This window comes from Pseudovibrio exalbescens (genome assembly GCF_028737195.1).
Lineage (GTDB): Bacteria > Pseudomonadota > Alphaproteobacteria > Rhizobiales > Stappiaceae > Pseudovibrio > Pseudovibrio zosterae.
The window spans coordinates 1-18,166 of the sequence record NZ_JAQZAJ010000004.1 but is presented as its reverse complement, the minus strand read 5'-3'; the positions used below and the strand labels follow the sequence as shown (position 1 = coordinate 18,166).

The 18,166-nt window shown below is 56.0% G+C and carries 16 protein-coding genes and 2 tRNA genes; 12 read left to right on the top strand and 6 right to left on the bottom strand.

Annotation, left to right across the window (positions count from 1 at the left end):
• Positions 1-75 precede the first annotated feature (75 nt).
• The 6 genes from PUV47_RS12525 to PUV47_RS12500 all read left to right on the top strand — a co-directional run bounded on the left by PUV47_RS12525 (position 76) and on the right by PUV47_RS12500 (position 6,717).
• A complete protein-coding gene (locus PUV47_RS12525) occupies positions 76-1,230 on the top strand; it encodes an ABC transporter substrate-binding protein (RefSeq protein WP_425313764.1) in 1,155 nt (384 codons plus the stop codon).
• A gap of 93 nt (positions 1,231-1,323) precedes the next feature.
• Positions 1,324-2,196: a branched-chain amino acid ABC transporter permease gene (locus PUV47_RS12520; RefSeq protein ID WP_274218909.1), complete on the top strand. Its 873-nt coding sequence runs from the start codon at positions 1,324-1,326 to the stop codon at positions 2,194-2,196.
• 2 nt (positions 2,197-2,198) lie between these two features.
• Entirely contained in the window at positions 2,199-3,167 is a 969-nt protein-coding gene (locus PUV47_RS12515) for a branched-chain amino acid ABC transporter permease (RefSeq protein WP_274218908.1), read from the top strand.
• On the top strand, positions 3,164-3,952 hold the full coding sequence (locus tag PUV47_RS12510; RefSeq protein WP_274218907.1) for an ABC transporter ATP-binding protein: 789 nt from the start codon (positions 3,164-3,166) through the stop codon (positions 3,950-3,952). Before PUV47_RS12515 ends, PUV47_RS12510 begins: the two co-directional genes overlap by 4 nt.
• Complete coding sequence (locus PUV47_RS12505; protein WP_274218906.1) at positions 3,939-4,640, top strand: ABC transporter ATP-binding protein; 702 nt, start codon at positions 3,939-3,941, stop codon at positions 4,638-4,640. Before PUV47_RS12510 ends, PUV47_RS12505 begins: the two co-directional genes overlap by 14 nt.
• Before the next feature lie 16 nt (positions 4,641-4,656).
• Positions 4,657-6,717, top strand: coding sequence for an FAD-dependent oxidoreductase (locus tag PUV47_RS12500; RefSeq protein ID WP_274218905.1), 2,061 nt, complete (start codon positions 4,657-4,659; stop codon positions 6,715-6,717).
• A 123-nt stretch (positions 6,718-6,840) separates the two neighbouring features.
• Here the strand turns inward: PUV47_RS12500 and PUV47_RS12495 are convergent.
• Positions 6,841-6,915: transfer RNA gene (locus PUV47_RS12495), tRNA-Gln, on the bottom strand.
• Positions 6,916-7,171: 256 nt separating this feature from the next.
• Between PUV47_RS12495 and PUV47_RS12490 the strand changes: the two genes are divergently transcribed.
• Positions 7,172-7,248, top strand: a tRNA-Pro gene (locus PUV47_RS12490).
• A 43-nt stretch (positions 7,249-7,291) separates the two neighbouring features.
• On the opposite strand, the gene PUV47_RS12485 is transcribed toward PUV47_RS12490, so the two are convergent.
• Entirely contained in the window at positions 7,292-8,410 is a 1,119-nt protein-coding gene (locus tag PUV47_RS12485; protein WP_274218904.1) for a glycosyltransferase, read from the bottom strand.
• A 267-nt stretch (positions 8,411-8,677) separates the two neighbouring features.
• On the opposite strand from PUV47_RS12485, the gene purU reads away from it, so the two are divergent.
• Positions 8,678-9,535, top strand: coding sequence for a formyltetrahydrofolate deformylase (purU, locus tag PUV47_RS12480; protein ID WP_274218903.1), 858 nt, complete (start codon positions 8,678-8,680; stop codon positions 9,533-9,535).
• Positions 9,536-9,543: 8 nt separating this feature from the next.
• Positions 9,544-10,455 (top strand): bifunctional methylenetetrahydrofolate dehydrogenase/methenyltetrahydrofolate cyclohydrolase FolD, encoded by a 912-nt coding sequence (gene folD / locus PUV47_RS12475; protein ID WP_274218902.1) that lies wholly within the window; start codon positions 9,544-9,546, stop codon positions 10,453-10,455.
• A gap of 55 nt (positions 10,456-10,510) precedes the next feature.
• On the opposite strand, the gene PUV47_RS12470 is transcribed toward folD, so the two are convergent.
• Positions 10,511-11,332, bottom strand: coding sequence for a lytic murein transglycosylase (locus PUV47_RS12470; RefSeq protein ID WP_274218901.1), 822 nt, complete (start codon positions 11,330-11,332; stop codon positions 10,511-10,513).
• A gap of 405 nt (positions 11,333-11,737) precedes the next feature.
• Here PUV47_RS12470 and PUV47_RS12465 point away from each other — a divergent pair, with 405 nt between their 5' ends.
• Positions 11,738-12,739 carry a BMP family lipoprotein gene (locus PUV47_RS12465; protein WP_274218900.1) on the top strand — a complete coding sequence of 334 codons (1,002 nt, stop codon included), beginning with the start codon at positions 11,738-11,740 and terminating at the stop codon, positions 12,737-12,739.
• Positions 12,740-12,800: 61 nt separating this feature from the next.
• On the opposite strand, the gene PUV47_RS12460 is transcribed toward PUV47_RS12465, so the two are convergent.
• Positions 12,801-14,216: a PLP-dependent aminotransferase family protein gene (locus tag PUV47_RS12460; RefSeq protein WP_274218899.1), complete on the bottom strand. Its 1,416-nt coding sequence runs from the start codon at positions 14,214-14,216 to the stop codon at positions 12,801-12,803.
• Between the two features lie 88 nt (positions 14,217-14,304).
• Between PUV47_RS12460 and PUV47_RS12455 the strand changes: the two genes are divergently transcribed.
• A complete protein-coding gene (locus PUV47_RS12455; protein WP_274218898.1) occupies positions 14,305-14,901 on the top strand; it encodes a LysE family translocator in 597 nt (198 codons plus the stop codon).
• 41 nt (positions 14,902-14,942) lie between these two features.
• Here PUV47_RS12455 and PUV47_RS12450 read toward each other — a convergent pair whose 3' ends face one another.
• Both PUV47_RS12450 and PUV47_RS12445 read right to left on the bottom strand, forming a co-directional pair.
• Positions 14,943-15,893 (bottom strand): nucleoside hydrolase, encoded by a 951-nt coding sequence (locus PUV47_RS12450; RefSeq protein ID WP_274218897.1) that lies wholly within the window; start codon positions 15,891-15,893, stop codon positions 14,943-14,945.
• 8 nt (positions 15,894-15,901) lie between these two features.
• On the bottom strand, positions 15,902-16,858 hold the full coding sequence (locus PUV47_RS12445) for a nucleoside hydrolase (RefSeq protein WP_274218896.1): 957 nt from the start codon (positions 16,856-16,858) through the stop codon (positions 15,902-15,904).
• Between the two features lie 126 nt (positions 16,859-16,984).
• Between PUV47_RS12445 and PUV47_RS12440 the strand changes: the two genes are divergently transcribed.
• A complete protein-coding gene (locus PUV47_RS12440; protein ID WP_274218895.1) occupies positions 16,985-18,010 on the top strand; it encodes a DUF2817 domain-containing protein in 1,026 nt (341 codons plus the stop codon).
• Positions 18,011-18,166 lie beyond the last annotated feature (156 nt).

Sequence of the window (18,166 nt, the reverse complement as noted above, 5' to 3'; positions counted from 1 at the left end):
CAGCAGGAACGACATCACCCCTCGCCGTCCAGGCGAGGGTCCATTGGAATTCATGTTAGTTTTGGGAGGAATGACATGAAACTGAAAGAGGTCTTCAAGACGACCACGCTGGCCGCAGCAACCGCTGCCATGACCACACTCGCAACCCCAGCCTTCGCCGAGATCCTGATCGGCTCAACCCTTGCCATCACCGGACGCGCTTCGTTCTTGGGCGATCCGGAGGCCAAGACACTTGCCATGCTGGTGGACGAGGTAAACGCAGCAGGCGGTGTCAACGGCGAACCAATCAAGCTGATCCAGTATGATGATGGCGGTGACCCCAACAAGGCCCGGACCTTCGCAACTCGGTTGGTAGAAGATGACGAAGTTGTCGCCGTCATTGGCGGCACCACCTCTGGCGCCACCATGGCCATGATCCCGATTTTCGAGGAAAACGAGATCCCATTTATTTCTCTTGCAGGTGCTGTAGCAATTATTGACCCTGTAAAGAAATGGGTTTTCAAGACCCCGCACACAGATCGCATGGCCTGCGAAAAAATCTTTACCGACATGCAGGCCAACGGCATCAGTAAGATTGGCATGATTTCCGGCACCGGCGGCTTTGGCAAGTCCATGCGCGGCCAATGCCTTGATGTTGCAGGTAATTACCAAATCGAAGTGGTAGCCGATGAAACCTATGGCCCGTCAGATTCCGACATGACACCGCAGCTGACGAACATCAAGAACGCAGAAGGCATTCAGGCCGTGGTCAATCCCGGATTTGGTCAAGGCCCTGCCATTGTAACGCGCAACTATCGCCAGCTCGGCATTGACCTGCCGCTCTACCAGTCACACGGTGTCGCCTCCAAGAGCTTCATTGAACTGGCAGGAGACGCTGCAGAGGGCGTTCGTCTGCCAGCGGCCGCTCTGCTCGTCGCATCGGATCTCGCAGATGATGATCCACAAAAGCCGGTCGTCACCGGATACATCAAAGCTTATGAAGCCGCGACCGGTGAACCGGTATCCACCTTCGGCGGGCATGCATACGACGCCTTCAAAATGCTTGTTGCCGCAATGGAGACTGCAGGCTCTTCTGATCCTGAAGCGGTCCGGGACGCCTTGGAGAACACCCGTGGCTTCGTCGGCACTGGCGGCGTGGTCAACATGTCTGCAGAAGACCACCTTGGCCTTGATCTTTCCGCATTCAAGATGCTGGAGATCCGCGATGGCAACTGGACCATCGTTGAATAAATGCTAAAGCAGCGGAGGGTTTCGGCCTTCCGCCGCTCGCTGTGACGCATGAATGCTTCGGTAAATTCAAAACTTTGAAAAGGCTTGGGCGACATGTCCGAATTGCTGCAGTTCGTGTTCTCAGGGCTGACGGTCGGCGCAGTGTATGCGCTCGTCGCTCTCGGCTTCACGATCATCTACAACGCCTCTGAGGTTGTGAACTTCTCACAAGGGGAGTTCGTGATGCTTGGTGGAATGTTGACCGTCTTCATTTTTGAGGCAGGCCTGCCCCTGTGGGGCGCTGCCTTTCTTGCCATCTTCATCACCGCACTCGTTGGTGTTCTCTTGAACAAGCTGGCCATCGAGCCAGCTCGCGGTGCATCCGTCGTTAACTTGATTATCATCACAATCGGCGCATCCATCTTCCTGCGCGGCCTCGCTCAGATCATTTTCGACAAGCAGCTGCACCGCTATCCATCCTTCTCGGGCGATGACCCGCTCCACATTGCGGGCGCAACGCTGCTTCCCCAGAGCATCTGGGTCATGTTTGGTGCCGCCTTTGTTTTTGCGGGCCTCTATGCCTTCTTCACAAGAACCCTCACCGGCAAAGCCATCCTTGCAACGGCCAACAACCGCCTCGCCGCGCGTCTGGTGGGCATCAATACCAACTTCATCATGGCATTAAGCTTCGGCCTGTCCGCTGCAGTTGGGGCTACCGCGGGAGTTCTAGTCACCCCGATTACGCTCACCAGCTACGACATCGGCGTTATGCTGGCGTTGAAAGGTTTCGCGGCTGCCATGCTCGGCGGCATGGGCAATCCCTTCGGAGCGCTGGTCGGAGGCTTGTTCATTGGCCTCATAGAGGCAACGACGGCCGGGTACCTGACCTCCGAGTACAAGGACGCAGCTGCCTTTATTGTAATCCTGCTAACCTTATTCGTCATGCCGCAAGGCCTGTTCGGTGCAAAATCCATGGAGCGGGTGTAAACATGACAGCCTATCTGCCACCGCGGGTGCGTGCACTCATCATTCTGACGATCCTGATCGCACTGGCACCCATGTTGTTCCCCTCATCGTTCTACTATCGGGTGGGCACACTCATCTTCATCAACTCCATCGCTGTCATAGGCCTCGTCATCCTCATTGGCTATGCGGGCCAGATCAGCTTGGGTCACGCCGGGTTTTCAGGAATAGGGGCTTATGCCTGCGCCTTGGGGCCAGTCCATTTAGGCCTCCACCCCTTCGCAAGCCTTATTCTGGGTGCTGTTGTTTCAGCATTGCTTGCGTGGTTTGTCGGCCGCCCCATCTTGCGCCTCAAAGGGCATTATCTGGCAGTCGCGACACTCGGGCTTGGAATGCTCATATCCATGGTCCTGACCAACGAAACTCAACTCACCGGCGGACCTGATGGCATGGCCGTTGAAGGCCTCGGTCTTGCCAAGGCTGTCAGAGAAACGCTCGGTTTCAAGGTAAAGACCTCAGTTGTATGGTACTGGTTCGGAGGGGGGATGCTGCTCATTGGAGCATGGCTGGCCTTGAACCTTTACAACAGCCCTACCGGCCGCGTGCTACGTTCTCTGCACGACTCTGAGATTGCCGCCAAGACCGTCGGCGCGGATGTGGCCAGATACAAACTTGTCGCTTTCGTGATCTCGGCAGCATACGCCTCTGTAGCAGGGTCCCTTTTAGCGCTGTTCAATCGGTTCATCACCCCTGATATTGCAAGCTTCCTGCATTCCGTAGAGCTGGTCACCATGACGGTCTTAGGCGGCGCAGGTTCGGTGCTGGGTGGCATCGCCGGGGCAACCTTGCTCACCGCCCTGCCGCAAGTACTCACCATGTTTCACGAGTACGAACATGTCATGCTTGGGTTGATCATGATGCTGGTCATGATCTTCATGCGCGACGGCCTGTTGCCTACCCTACGCAAACTCATGCTCCGGAGGGCAATTCCATGACCCTTTTGAGCGTAATAGGCCTTGGCATCGATTTTGGCGGCATAACTGCTGTAAACGCGCTCGACTTCGACGTGCAGCCCGGCGAAATCGTCTCCATCATCGGTCCAAATGGCGCAGGCAAGACCACCCTGTTCAACATGATCTCCGGCATCTACCAGCCCAGCCGAGGGCACGTCGTGCTGGAAGGTCGGGACGTTACGGACATGGAGCCGCACAAGCTGGCCGAACGAGGGATGTCACGCACCTTCCAGAACCTCCAGAGCTTTGATCAGATGACCGCCCTGGAGAACGTTATGGTCGGATGTCACATGTCGGAGCGCAGCCCCATCTGGGCGGATCTTCTGCGCCTCCCCTCCAGCAGTCGGCGCAACCGGCAAACACAAGAAAAAGCCATGGCGCTGCTGGAACGCGTTCACTTGGTAAAGGCAGCACACATGGAAGCATCTTCCTTGTCATACGGTGCCCTCAAGCGCATCGACATTGCACGTGCGTTGGCTTGCGACCCGAAAATCTTGTTGCTGGACGAGCCCGCAGCCGGATGTAACGCCGTGGAAACGGAAGAGATCGACGAGCTGATCGCTGAGATAGCAAAGGAAGGTGTCGCGATTTTACTGGTTGAGCACGACATGAAACTGGTGATGAAAATCTCCGACCACGTCATCGCGCTCAACTACGGAGAAAAACTCGCAGAAGGTAAGCCTTCGGAAATCAGCCGTGACCCAAAGGTGGTGGAGGCTTATCTTGGTAGCCACGGAGGAAAGGAGGCCGCTCATGCTCTCGGTTGAAGGCCTTCGTTCCAAGTATGGCCGCATCGAGGTGTTGCACGGCATCACACTCGAGGTTCACTCTGGCGAGATCGTTACCCTTGTCGGAGCCAACGGCGCAGGCAAGACCACGTTGCTCCGGTGTTTGTCCGGCGTGCAACCCGTTTCCCAAGGAACAATTCATTTTCGGGGAGAGAACCTGACGGGCACAGCGCCTCATACCCGCGTTTGTCAGGGCCTGCTGCAATCGCCTGAGGGACGTCAGATATTCACCAATCTGTCGGTTGAAGAAAACCTGCGCCTCGGGGCCTATCGCTACCGCGATGAGCGGGTTGAGAAAGACATGCAGGAAGCCTACGCGTTGTTTCCGATCCTGAGGGAAAAACGCAACTTGCCTGCAGGTGGCCTTTCCGGTGGGCAACAGCAGATGCTTGCCATTGCGCGCGCTTTGATGGGCCGCCCCATTTGTCTGCTTCTGGATGAGCCAAGCCTCGGCCTCGCGCCCATCCTCGTCGATCAGATCCTCGATACTGTAAAAAGCCTCAAGGAAATGGGTGTCACCGTCTTCGTGGTGGAGCAAAACGCCTTTGCCGCCTTGTCCATCGCGGACCGGGGCTACGTGATGGAAACCGGCCAGATCATCATGGCGGCTCCAGCACAGGACCTCCTTGCAGATGACCGTGTTCGCGAGGCGTATCTGGGTGTCTAATTCAATGAAGGAAGCAATGCCTGTAACCGTTGAGATCAAAGACGCAATCGCTGTGGTGCGCGTCAACAACCCACCTGTCAACGCCCTGTCCCATGCTGTCAGACAGGGCCTTCTCGCCGCGGTGCAAAAGGTTGAGACAGCAGAAAACGTTAAGGCGGCCCTGCTCATCTGCGAAGGCCGAACGTTCATTGCTGGCGCAGATGTGCGCGAATTCAACAAGCCTGCCCAAGAGCCAAGTTTGCCACAGGTGATTGATGCCATTGAAGCCTGCCCCAAACCCTGGGTCGCTGCCATTCACGGCAGCGCTCTGGGAGGTGGATTTGAAGTGGCTCTTGGCTGCCATTACCGCATCGCGGACCGCAGCGCCAAAGTTGGCCTTCCAGAAGTTACTCTTGGCCTCATTCCAGGCGCTGGAGGCACTGTCCGCCTTCCACGCCTCACCCCCATCTCTACCGCCTTGGAAATGATTACCACTGGAAAACCTGTTGCAGCCGAACAGGCAAAGGCCTTGGGCATTCTAGACGCCCTCATCACGGGCGATCTTCTTGAAACGGCACAGGCTTTCACCCGCGGGATTATCGAACACCCTCGCCCTCTGGCCACCCGAGACCGCGCACTGCCGCAGGCTGCTCCGCTTCCACAGTTCTGGGAAAGCGCATCGGCGGTGCTGACGAAGAAGGCCAAAGGACAAAAGTCACCTCTGGTTGCCTTGGAAGCGGTGAAAAGCGCTGTGGAGCTAACCTTTGAAGAGAGCTACGCCAGAGAACGGGAAATGTTTCTGCAACTGCGCACCTCAGATCAGGCCAAAGCCCTGCGTCACGTCTTTTTTGCAGAACGCGCCTCTTCCAAGCTTGAGGGGCTCGCCGACATCCGCCCCCGCCCGGTTGAACAGGTTGCTATCATTGGCGGCGGCACCATGGGAGCAGGCATTGCCCTTTGCTTCATAAACGCAGGTTTCGAAGTCACGTTGGTAGAAAGAGACCAGCCCAGCCTCGAAGCAGGGACTGACCGCATAAAAGGCCTCTTGCAGGCAAGTGCAAAACGCGGCCTCATTACTGAAAAAGCTGCCGAAGAAAAATTCAACAGTCTGCACCAAACCACCGACTACAACGATCTGGCAGAGATAGACCTCGCAATCGAGGCTGTCTTTGAAAACATGGCCATCAAGAAACAGGTGTTCCAGGCACTGGGCCAAGCATTGAAGCCCAAGGCCATTTTGGCGACCAACACCTCCTATCTGGATGTCAACGAAATCGCCCGTACCACCGATCGCCCAAGCGATGTAGTCGGCCTGCACTTTTTTAGCCCCGCGCATATCATGAAGCTGCTGGAAATCGTCGAGGCTGCGCCAACCGCCCCAGATGTGCTCGCCACAGGTTTTGCGCTGGCCAAACGTCTGGGCAAAATTGGCATTCGCTCGGGTGTGTGCGACGGGTTTATTGGCAACCGCATTCTGAAGGTCTACCGCAAACATTCCGAACGCCTGCTTTTGGAGGGCGCTACACCCCACCAAGTTGACAGCGCCATGCGCGCCTTTGGCCTCGCAATGGGTCCATTCGAAATGCAAGATCTTGCAGGCCTCGATATTGCTGCCGCACAGCGCACCGCTGCCCGGGAGCAGGGACAGGATGTGTTCGCCCCTATCTCAGACCGGCTGTGTGCCCTTGAGCGCTTCGGCCAGAAGCGCAGCAAGGGCTGGTATGTCTATCAAGAGGGGGCACGCGCGCCCATTGAAGATGAGGAGGTCAACGCCCTTATCCGAGAGATCGCAAACGAGTTGGGCACCCCGCAGCAAAGCCGCTCAGAACAGCAAATTCAGCAAGCAATCCTGCTGCCCATGATCAATGAGGCTTGCTTTATTCTCGAAGAAGGCATTGCCGCCCGTCCGCTTGACATCGACTTGGTGGAGATCCACGGCTACGGCTTCCCCCGCTGGCGCGGCGGCTTGATGCATTATGCGGATACCATCGGCACCAAAACCATCCTAAAGGCGCTTCAGACCATGGACGGCGTTGAACCAAGCCCTCTGCTTGAACGTCTGGCAACCACCAGCAGGTCCTTCGCCGATCTCGACTAGCACGCCTTACGCCGAACGCCTGACCCATACCGCCTGTGCGGTGTGGGGTAGCCACGACAAAACGCAGCACTATGCGCCATTGCTAAGGCTTTAAAATTCTTCAGTTTTTTAGGAGGAAAAAGCTGGCTGGGGTGGTAGGATTCGAACCTACGATACACGGTACCAAAAACCGTTGCCTTACCACTTGGCTACACCCCATCGCTGTGTGGCGCTTTGTATAGCCATCTCGTTTTGATTAGGCAAGCTCTGCCATTTCATTCTTTGTGAGAAACTCGCAATTGGTCCACAGCAGAAATACGCATGGCCCATACCTCCTCTCGCCTGCCTCCACCATCAGAATCTACCGAGCTGCCGCAATCGGTCAGCGGTCTTAGGCAGCTTATCTGTCACTTTCGCGTTCTTGACGCAAAAAAGCGTTTTCATACAATGTAGATAGAAATCGAAAGAAAGATGTCGGAGTGTGGCGCAGTCTGGTAGCGCACCTCGTTCGGGACGAGGGGGTCGGAGGTTCGAATCCTCTCACTCCGACCACTTATGCCAACAAAAGGCAACCGGCACCGGATAATTGCATGACTTAACCGCCTGAACCGCCCCGCGTCACTTGCTTGAGCAGTCCCTCGTAAGCATCAAACACCCGCTCTGCCGAAAACGCCCGAGCTCTGTCCGTCAGGTCTTCGGCAGGCTTGCGGTACTTGCTGAGGTCAACAATTGCCTTTGAAAGCGCGGAAGCATCCCCTTCAGGAAACAAGCGGGCAGCATCCGCGTCCCTGAGCAACTCCTCGTGAACGGGATGGTTTTCCGGTGCCACAACTGGCGTACCCAGCGCCATGGCCCAGGCCAGATTTCGGTCAAACCCATCCCCCGCTCTGGGCAAGACGAACACATTGGCCGCTCTCAGAAACCGCTCTTTATCTGACACTTCGTCATGTACGGCCACAATGTCTTCCAGTGCCAGATTTGAGGCTGCCTGTTTCAAGGCCTCCAACTCGCCGCCATCGCCCAAAAGATAGCCACGCACTTCCACCGCATAGCGTGCCACCGCCAGTGCTTGCAGGAAGATGTCATAGCCTTGCTTGTGGTGCAGTGGCCCCGTGGCCAAAACCACGGCACTATGTCCGGGCTGGAACCATGGTTCGTCTATGGGGTGCTCTGACCTCTCAAAAATATCAAATGGCACCATTGGATTATGGATAACTCGCACTGCGCCTTCAGTCAGCCAATCGCAAAGCGCCATCAACTCGCTGATCGAGTTGAACACGCACACAATGCAGTCCGCATCCTTGTAGCTGTAGGGCACAGCCAGAAGTGCTGTTTCCCGTCGCTCATCCTCGGAAAGGGTCGCATCCATGGAAAAGCCACGGTGTTCCACCGCAACCACAGGCACAGCAGGGCTACTGCGCAACTTGCCAGCAGCTATCGCTGTCGTATTGGCTCTTGCGCCATGGGAGACCACCACATCTGGCCGATCTTGCTCAAACAACCGCACCAAATCGCCCACCGCTACCGAGGCCTTGCCTCTGGAGAAGGCGGTGACATTCACCCGTGCATCCAACGTGGCAGAAGGGTGCAGTGCACCAGTAAGGCTTACCAGCGTCACCTCATGGCCCCGGTCCACCAGAGCAGAACTCAAATCAGCTGCTGTTGCTTCAATCTCGTCCCCTTCGAACGCTTCCACTACCATGCAAATCTTCATGAAGGGGCTCCACTTACCTAAAGTTGCGACCGTGGGAGCATAGGAATCCCTTTAAAACCCAGCAATTCCCGGTCTATAGCGGATAAGATCTAACCATTGTAAAGTTACCAATGGTCAGCCCGGTTCAGGGTCAGCGCAAACAAGCTCTGCCGAAAGAAAACAGCGCACTTTTCCTAACTTAACCCAAGATTTCATCTTTCTTTCGCGCAACACAATGCCTATGCTCCCGCCAAAATTTCGAGAAACATCAAGGACCACGTGCTGATCATGAACAGCCAAGCCAACTTTGTGTTGACCCTATCCTGCGGAGATAGGAAGGGGATCGTTGCTGCCGTTGCCAATTGCATCGCCTCTCAAGGCTGCAACATCTGCGAAAGCGCCCAATATGGCGATCCGGAAACATTGCGCTTCTTCATGCGCGTTTCCTTTGCCGCACCAGAGGGCATGACCCGCGAACAGTTTGTCGAAGGGTTCCGCCCGGTCGCAACCGCCTATGATTTCGACTGGGAAGTCCATGATCTTTCTCGCAAGCCGCGCGTTCTCATCATGGTTTCCAAGATGGGTCACTGCCTGAACGATCTGCTCTATCGCAACGGCACCGGCCAGCTGCGGATGGATCTGGTGGGTGTTGCCTCCAACCACGAAACATGGCGTTCCCGCGTAGAGCATGAAAAACTGCCGTTCCACTATTTGCCTGTCACCAAAGACACCAAAAAGGAACAGGAAGCGCAGATCCTCGAGTTGGTGGAGCGCGAGAAAATCGATCTGGTGATCCTTGCACGCTACATGCAGATCTTGTCTGATGATCTGTCGCAGGCACTTGCAGGCAAGGTGATCAACATTCACCACTCCTTCCTGCCAAGCTTCATTGGGGCCCGCCCGTACCACCGTGCTCATGCGCGCGGTGTAAAGATGGTCGGCGCAACCGCTCACTACGTTACAGCAGATCTGGACGAAGGCCCGATCATCGAGCAGGACGTGTCCCGCGTTGAGCACGCGCACACCGTGGAAGAACTCATCGCGCAAGGCCGCGACACCGAAAGTCAGGTTCTTGCCCGCGCAGTTAAATACCATCTGGATCACCGCATCCTTCTGAACGGTGACCGCACAGTGATCTTTAAATAGGAGGCTCCATGAGCGACGCGACAATCATCGACGGCAAAGCCACAGCCGCCTCCGTAACCGACGAAATCAGCGCCCGTGCAGCCCGTCTTGTTGAGGCGACCGGCGTCAAGCCAGGCCTAGCGGTCGTGCTGGTCGGCGAAGACCCTGCCAGTCAGGTCTATGTAAAAAGCAAAGGCAAGATGGCGCAAAAGTGCGGCTTCCATTCCGTACAGCACACCCTGCCAGCCGACGCGTCTGAGATCGACATTCTGTCTCTGGTTACCGAGCTTAACAACGACCCGGAAATCCATGGCATTCTGGTACAGTTGCCACTGCCAAAACACGTGGATGAAGGCAAGGTCTTGCAGCTCATCAAACCTGAAAAGGATGTCGACGGCTTCCACCCAGTAAACGTCGGCCTTCTGGGCGCAGGCCAGACTGAAAAAGCGCTTGTACCATGCACTCCGGCAGGTTCCGTACTGCTGGCCAAGCGCGCAGCGGGTGGTAATCTCTCCGGCATGAACGCAGTTGTGGTGGGTCGCTCGAACATCGTCGGCAAGCCGGTGGCACAGCTGCTGCTTCAAGAAAACTGCACTGTAACCATCGCCCATTCCCGAACCAAGGATCTGGAGGGCGTTATTGGTGGTGCAGATCTATTGGTCGCAGCCGTTGGCCGCCCAGAAATGATCAAGAGTGACTGGATCAAGAAAGGCGCCATTGTCATCGACGTCGGCATCAACCGCATCCCTGCCCCTGAGAAGGGAGAGGGCAAAACACGCCTCGTTGGAGATGTGGACTTTGCAAGCGCCAGCAAGGTTGCGGGCAGCATCACGCCGGTACCGGGTGGCGTAGGCCCAATGACCATCGCCATGCTCATGGCCAACACGCTCACAGCAGCGCGCCGCCAGCAAAATCTCCCGGACGAAGCCCCACTGTTCTAATAGGGGAAGCCATGAACGACATAAGCCCGGATGCAAAATCCGGGCTTTTTAATGATCAGTTGGAAGGTGCGGTGAGCTTTTCGGCCATCACCTGAATGGTTTTCACATAGACCCCGGCCTTATTCCAGGCGCGGATCACTTCGTGGTTCGGGGTTCCCGGCCCCCAAGGCTCTCCATAGCGCCAGCCATATGCCTGCAGGTAGTGGGCAGTGGAGCCCAAAGCATCAGGCACGCTGTACAGCAAGTCCCGCTTGCCATCGCCATCAAAGTCCAGCGCGAACTTGATATAGGAGCTGGCCAAGAACTGGGTTTGCCCCAATTCCCCTGCCCAAGCACCTTTCATGCGGATGGGATCCAGATCGCCCTTTTCAACGATAAGCAGAGCGCTGCGCAGTTCATTGCGAAAGAAGTCAGCGCGGCGGCAGTCATAGGCCAGCGTGGCCAGCGAGCGCATGGTAGACATGTTGCCGATGTTCCGGCCGTAACCTGTCTCAAGTCCCCAAATGGCCACAACAATTTCCCGCGGCACGCCAAAACGCTCCTCAATGCGATCAAACAAGGCCGCATTCTCACGCATCAACTTGCGCCCCTTGTTGATCAATGCGTTGTTGACCCGAAGCTTATAGAAGTCATCAAAGCTCATCTTGAAGGACTTCTGGTTCCGGTCGTAGCTGATCACCCGGCTGTGGTAGGTCACGCCGCCAAGCGCCATCTCAATGGTGCGCGGAGAAAATCCCTCCGCCCGGGCCTGCTTTTTGTAAGCCTCCAGCCATTGGTTAAACCCGGAAGAGTTGTTCCCGCAGGAGTTCACTGCCGCATGACTGGCACCAGTCATGAACAAAAGCGCCATCAGGCACAGTCCAACTATTTTTCTCACCTTGCGCACTCCGTGGGTTATACGCTTCTTATGATTCCAGCTTAATTCATAGGCACAGAAGGTAATCAGAAGTTTAGCACTCTTCGAAATCCGCTTAAAAGGAAAGCAGTAAGTGAATTTTTTTTCATCTGCTGACAAATTATTTGCTTTTTAACTTGATTAGATATCAAGCCTGTGTCCAACTACGGCTTCTGGGGCAAGAAATTGCGCACAACCTGACGAAACACTGATTCTGGGAGGAATTCAGCACGCGTTAGGTCTGGACTTCCCTTAGGGGAGCTATGGCTTTTCAGCGGGTGTTGATCAGACGATTCTAGCTCAGGGCCGAAGGGCTCTCAAACAGGCTGTGTGTCGGGTCACCAGATGCTAAATGGACCAAGAAGTTTAATCTGGAGGAATTAGGGGATGACTTTCTTGAAAACTCTCGCAGCTGGCGCGCTGCTTGCAACGGCTCTCAGCACAGGAGCAGTTGCAGCAGACATCAAACCAGCCGTGATCTTTGACATGGGCGGCAAGTTCGATAAGTCCTTCAACGAAGCGGCTTACCGTGGCGCAGAAGCGTTCAAGGAAAAGACCGGCGTTGCCTACCGCGAGTTCGAAGTCACCAACCCTTCTCAGCGTGAGCAGGCAATGCGCAACTTTGCGCGCCGTGGCATGAGCCCAATCATCGGCATTGGTTTTGCTCAGGCGGCAGCAATGGAGAAGGTGGCTCAGGAATTCCCTGACACACAGTTCGCAATCGTAGACATGGTCGTGGATCAACCAAACGTCCGCTCCATCGTCTTCAAGGAGCACGAAGGTTCTTATCTCGTCGGCATGTTGGCTGCGATGGCATCCGAAACCGGCAAGATCGGCTTTGTGGGCGGCATGGACATTCCGCTGATCTCCAAGTTCTCTTGCGGCTACAAGCAGGGCGCTCACGCTGTTAACGGCGACATCACCGTCTACAGCAACATGACAGGCACCACACCAGCCGCTTGGAATGACCCTGTGAAGGGCGGCGAACTTGCTAAGTCTCAGTTTGCCCGCGGCGCAGACATCGTGTTCCACGCAGCTGGTTCCACCGGTCTTGGCGTGCTTCAGGCGGCGGCTGACGAAGGCAAGTACGCAATCGGCGTTGACTCCAACCAGAACCACCTGCACCCAGGCTCCATCCTCACCTCCATGGTGAAGCGTGTGGATGTTGCTGTTGAGCAGGCACTCATTGACGCCAGCGAAGGTAACTTCGACACCGGCATCCAGTCACTGGGTCTGGCTGAAGACGGCGTTGGCTACTCCATGGACGAGTTTAACGCGGAACTCGTAAGCGCTGAAATGGCTGAGGCTGTTGAAGCTGCGAGAGCTGACATCATCTCTGGTGAGATCGTGGTTCACGACTACATGGCAGACAACGCTTGCCCAATGTAAGGGTGTGTCTTTAGAGATTTGAGAAACGCCGGGGTTCTGCCCCGGCGTTTTTTGTGGGGCATCACCCCATCAATTCGCGCCCTCTGGAACCGGAGCCAAATGTTTCCAGCGCTTCGCCAAGGATCATGAGCGCCCGCTCGAAGTCCTCATCACGCGCAATGTTACCAAGTGACAGGCGCAGCCCCTCATGGCGGTGGCGCTCTGGAAGCTGGAAGTAATGGGATGCGAGAATATCAACGCCCCTGCCCCTTAGATGTTCCTGCACCATCACGGAGCTTACGCCCTCCGGCATGCTCACCCAAGCGAACGGCTTTTCCGCTCCGCCCTTGACCGAGAAGCCCGCAAGCACACGCTGCAGCATGCTATACCGCTGTGCCAGCGCCGTCCTCTTCGCACTCAAGGTGTCAGCAATCGCGCCTGATCTGGCCCAATAACATGCGATCTCCGCTGCGACTGGCGATGCCATCCAAACACTCTCACCGATGAAGTTCCGAATGCCTGCTGTCCGCATCATCGGCAAATGCACAAACCCGACGCGCAGACCGGGGGCCATCACCTTGGACATGGAGCTTATCGACGCTGTAAGTTCCGGAAGAAGCTGGGAAAACGGCGCTGCTTTCTCGCTCAGGAATGGAGTATAGGGATCATCCTCAATGATCTTCACTCCATGGGCACCGCATGCCTCGGCGATCGCCACCCTTTCCGCCAATGTCATCGTATGCGTGGTGGGGTTCTGAACACTCGGCATTATAAAAAGCCCGCGAAGACCATAGCGCTTTGCTGCATCCCCAATCGCCTCTGGATCCATAGCGCCCAGTGAGCCATCCGACTTACGCAGGTTGGAGATTGGCATCAGCCGATATCCATCATGAACGGCGCTATCCAGCAAAGACGGATAGCACAGCTCATCAACGCCAATCACATCACCGCGCTCAAACAATCCGTTGATCAGCACCTTGATGCCGTGCTGTGCACCGCAGGTCACCAACGTCTGCTGTGCAGTCACGTCTCCGCCGTAATGCGCGTTGAAAAACTCGGCACCTGCACGCCGATGGTGCTCCAACCCCTCTGACGGGACATAGGCATTCAAACTGGCCAGGTCCGGCAGACGTGCAACTGCCATCATGGCTGCCCCCAGATCCGGGTTTAGCGCAGCGAATGCAAAGTTCCGCGCCAGATCCAGGTTGCTGCTGCCATCTACCGGAGGTGTCAGGGGCGATGGGGGCGCATCTTCATTAGCACACACAAACGTTCCACGTCCTGTTTCGCCTTTCACCAGCTTGCGCCGCTCCGCTTCCGCATAAGCGCGGCTGATGGTGCCAAGCGTCACCCCGAGTTGGTACGCCAGCTCTCGCTGCGGTGGCAATTTCTCTCCCGGCTGCAAGCGCCCATCGGCGACATCCCGTGCCAACATCTCTGCAATGGCAAGGTATTTAGGCCCTTCAGCCCCCTCTATGTCTGGCACCCACATTGTCATGGTAACAATAATTCCATTGACCAATACAATTACTCAGCTACCTCTATCACACGCATGTAGTCGCTTCAATTGTATGGATACAATCATCATGGATATAGCAACAATCGGCGCATTTGCCGTCTTCGTCGCGATCATGACGGGCACGCCTGGGCCGGGCAATCTGACGTTCATGGCGATTGGCACGAGTGCGGGCTACAAGACCGCGATCCCGGTCATATTGGCCTCGCAGATCGGCAGCATCTTCTTGAATCTATGCGTAGCTTTTGGCCTTGGTCACGTCATGGCGCAGGGTGGTCCCATCGTGACCGTGTTCAAGATCGTTAGTATGGGTTACATGACCTATTTGGCGTGGCGCATTGTCAACCTGAGCATCCAGCCCAAAGGCGCAGTATCTCTGCCCAGCTTTTGGGAGGGCCTGCTCATCCATCCGCTCAGCCCCAAAACATGGGCCATGAGCCTTGTTGCCTTCACAACGTTCTTTGCTGCCAACAATCTGGGGCAGCTTGAGAGCGCCCTTATTCTCACCCTGGGCTTTTTGGCGGGCGGTCTCATCTCCCACTCCTTGTGGGCTTTAGCCGGTCAGTCCATTCTGAGCGTCATTGGAGAGGGCAAGGTCCTGCGCGTCACGACCATCGCCATGGCTATGCTCATGCTGGCGGTGACAGCATGGTCCTTGCTGCTATGAAAGCAAAAAGCCAGCGGGTTGCTCGCTGGCTTTTGATCTTGTTAGCCTTTCGCCAACTTCTGAAGTGACATTTCGAAGAGCTTCTCCAGCTTCGTCCGATCTGCCTTTTCGACAATCCCGACCGGAGGTTGCGTGCTCTTGTTTTCATGGTCCACAAAAGTTGCCCCACGGCTGTGCGCACCGCCTGTCTCCACCACGAGACCGCATACCATTGTACGTGTTGAGACCTCCTCATCCAGTACACAGGCCGCAGCGAGCGTGTCAGGCATGATCAGGTTATCCTCGTCATACCAGTTCAGGCTGCGCTGACGGCCGTAGTCACAGATGCCTCGAGAAAAGTCCCAAAGCGGCCCTTTCGGCAACCGCGCCAACATGCCCTCAATGGCCGCGCCCGGAATGGCCGTCTGCAAGCAGGGCTCCCATGGGATCACCAGCGTGTTGCATGGAATTCCAAAAACCACTTCCGCCGCTTCCGGGTCGCAGTAAATGTTGAACTCTGCTGAGATCGTCACATTCCCCCGACCGCGGCAGGTCGCGCCCATGATCCATAGTCGCTTGATCCCCTTGGCGAGTTCAGGGGTTTCACCCAGCACCCGCGCAAGATTGGTCAGCGGTCCCAGGGTCAAGATCTCTACCGGCACCCCGCCCTTGCATGCATCTTGCAACTTTGAGCGGATCAAACCGACTGCGTCACGGGAAGTGATCTCACCACGATGTTCTGGGCGCGCTACACCGCCAAGGCCATCGCCCCCATGCACATCAGTTGCATCAATCAAAGGCCCCACCATGGGCCTGTCCGCACCCATGTGCACCGGAATGCTGTCTCCGGCAATCGCTACAGTATCAAGGATATTTATTGTGGCTTGCTCCAAGCCCACATTGCCAAAACAGGTAGTGATCGCATCCGGGCGCTTTCCCATCCCAATGAGCATGAGCAGCGCCAATGCGTCGTCTGTGCCGCCGTCTGTGTCGACGATGAAGTAAGAAGTCACGGAAGCCCCTATCCGCGTTGTTTGCCGAAGGTATTGAGCATGAGGTCAACAAACGCCCTGGCGTCTGCATCAAATGCCACATCCACGAGCCGCGTATCCGTGCCCCGACGCCGAACATCAATCACGGTGCGGCCCACAGTCAACGCACCTTGTGTCTCAATTGCAACCGGATGAGCTTGTGTGGTGATCACATTCGGCTCCACCAGATAGGCAACACATAGCGCGTCATGCACTGGCGCGCTATGGGCGATTTCCATGCGCTGGATCTTGTCATGAACACCAATGCGGTGCTCAACTACTGTGGCAGTTGCATCCCCGGCAGGTGTACCAAGCGCTCTGAGCGCTGCGCAGTCATCACGGGTTACCAAAGCCTTGTGGGTCGCATCCAGCGGCACCAACGTGATTTTCTCAAAGCCCGCTTTGAACACCACATCGGCCGCTTCAGGGTCTGCCCAGATGTTGAACTCAGCAGATGGCGTCACATTGCCATGCAGGTGCCCTCCACCCATGATCACAAGCTCCGGAACAAGGTCAACCAGCTTGGGGTAGAGCGTCAGTGCGGCCGCAATGTTGGTCAGCGGTGCAACTGGAACAAGCGTGATCGGATCAGTTGTGGCCCGATAGGTTTCGATGAGATATTCAACTGCACCGGTCTCCTGCTTGCGCGAGGTCGCCGGAGGCAGGTCAAGATATTTTCCGTGTATCTTATCGGTTAGATCATCCTTGCGGCGGGGCGTGGGGAAATCCGGGCGCGCAAACGGCTTGGCCAAACCTTCAAACACCGGAATGTCAGAGCGCCCAATTACATCCAAAACACGCAGCGTGTTTTCCGTACAATAGTGAACCTCAGCGTTCCCGTTCACGGTTGTCACCCCCACCAACTCCAAATCGTCATGGAGGGCGGCAAGCATTACAGCGACGGCATCATCTGTCCCGGTATCAACATCAAGAATGAGTTTTTTCATTTGGCCCCAATTTCTCCCTCGGGCGTAAAACACGTGATGTATTTACCCCTTAGGATTGTGTATCACCTTGCTTATGGTTGTCCAAGTCGGTTCACCATATAGCTTCAACAGTTTCAGGCCCTTATCATGCTTTATTCCTCGTGGTTTTCTAAAGATTTTTTCGAGGCACAGAGTCGCTTTGACGCAGCTTGCTCTGCAAAGGGGTTACCCTTGGAAAACCTGGCGTATCGTGGTTTCAAGAGCCTCAGCGGCCCGGTACGGACGCTGGTTGCAAGGCTGGGGCCGGACAACGCACGCAAGCGTCTCTTCATCATGTCCGGGGTACACGGAACAGAGCTGACCGCCGGCTCAGGCCTCCAGCTCTTCCTTCTGCACAAGTACGCTGATGAAAGGCCGCGCGACATCCAGCTCATCTTCATTCACGCCATCAATCCTGCTGGCGCGGTTCTCATGACACGAACAGACGAAACCAATGTTGACCCCAACCGCAATTACCGCGACTTTACTGCGCCTCTGCCTTCCAATGAAGACTACGCTGAGCTGCACAGAGCCATTTGCACGGACGCCATTGAAGGCCCGGAACGGGCAGTTCAAGAAGCGCCGCTCCTTCAATACATTGAGGAGAATGGCATCAGCGCCCTCACCCAGAGGGTTCTGAAAGGGCAGCACACGCACCCGATGGGCCTGTTCTATGGCGGCACTCACCAGACCGCTCCGGCACGAACTCTGGAGGAGATCCTGCAAGGATATGCCGCCTCCACCGATCATGCCACCATGATAGATCTACATACTGGCCTCGGCGCTCAGGGTGATCTTGAACTCATAGCGCTTCACAACACCCGCGATCCAGAAGGCACCACCTCGCTCATCGAAGGCCTCATGGCCAATGCCATGGATCAACTGCCTCTCAAGACAAAGCCGCGCAAGTACATCTATGAATTCGGCACAAAGCCTTTCTGGGATGTATTGGAGGCACATAGGCAGGACAACTGGTTAAAACGAAATCCCTATGTCGCCGACGACAAAGCACAGGCAATCAAAAACCAGCTCAAGAGGGCACTATTCATCGATAAAGAAGACTGGTGCCATAGCATCATCAAGCACACAGAAAATACAACCGACAAGATCCTCGCCGACTTGAAAGCGCTTTGATGCGGGAAAGGCGGAAGGCGCAGTCGCCGCCATACCGTGTGGGCCCCGCCACTTGGTTCTGAGTGCAACCGGGCCCACTAGACTACGCCCAACATTTGCCGCGCCACGGCGTGTTTTTGCCTTTGTGCGTTTGTTCTGCGCGGCATGCATGGTTGG

Excerpts from the sequence above, each read along its gene's own strand:
- PUV47_RS12525 (WP_425313764.1), top strand. The coding sequence starts at position 76 with ATGAAACTGAAAGAGGTCTTCAAGACGACCACGCTGGCCGCAGCAACC.
- PUV47_RS12520 (WP_274218909.1), top strand. The coding sequence starts at position 1,324 with ATGTCCGAATTGCTGCAGTTCGTGTTCTCAGGGCTGACGGTCGGCGCA.
- PUV47_RS12515 (WP_274218908.1), top strand. The coding sequence starts at position 2,199 with ATGACAGCCTATCTGCCACCGCGGGTGCGTGCACTCATCATTCTGACG.
- PUV47_RS12510 (WP_274218907.1), top strand. The coding sequence starts at position 3,164 with ATGACCCTTTTGAGCGTAATAGGCCTTGGCATCGATTTTGGCGGCATA.
- PUV47_RS12505 (WP_274218906.1), top strand. The coding sequence starts at position 3,939 with ATGCTCTCGGTTGAAGGCCTTCGTTCCAAGTATGGCCGCATCGAGGTG.
- PUV47_RS12500 (WP_274218905.1), top strand. The coding sequence starts at position 4,657 with ATGCCTGTAACCGTTGAGATCAAAGACGCAATCGCTGTGGTGCGCGTC.
- PUV47_RS12485 (WP_274218904.1), bottom strand. The coding sequence starts at position 8,410 with ATGAAGATTTGCATGGTAGTGGAAGCGTTCGAAGGGGACGAGATTGAA.
- purU (WP_274218903.1), top strand. The coding sequence starts at position 8,678 with ATGAACAGCCAAGCCAACTTTGTGTTGACCCTATCCTGCGGAGATAGG.
- folD (WP_274218902.1), top strand. The coding sequence starts at position 9,544 with ATGAGCGACGCGACAATCATCGACGGCAAAGCCACAGCCGCCTCCGTA.
- PUV47_RS12465 (WP_274218900.1), top strand. The coding sequence starts at position 11,738 with ATGACTTTCTTGAAAACTCTCGCAGCTGGCGCGCTGCTTGCAACGGCT.
- PUV47_RS12460 (WP_274218899.1), bottom strand. The coding sequence starts at position 14,216 with ATGACAATGTGGGTGCCAGACATAGAGGGGGCTGAAGGGCCTAAATAC.
- PUV47_RS12455 (WP_274218898.1), top strand. The coding sequence starts at position 14,305 with ATGGATATAGCAACAATCGGCGCATTTGCCGTCTTCGTCGCGATCATG.
- PUV47_RS12445 (WP_274218896.1), bottom strand. The coding sequence starts at position 16,858 with ATGAAAAAACTCATTCTTGATGTTGATACCGGGACAGATGATGCCGTC.
- PUV47_RS12440 (WP_274218895.1), top strand. The coding sequence starts at position 16,985 with ATGCTTTATTCCTCGTGGTTTTCTAAAGATTTTTTCGAGGCACAGAGT.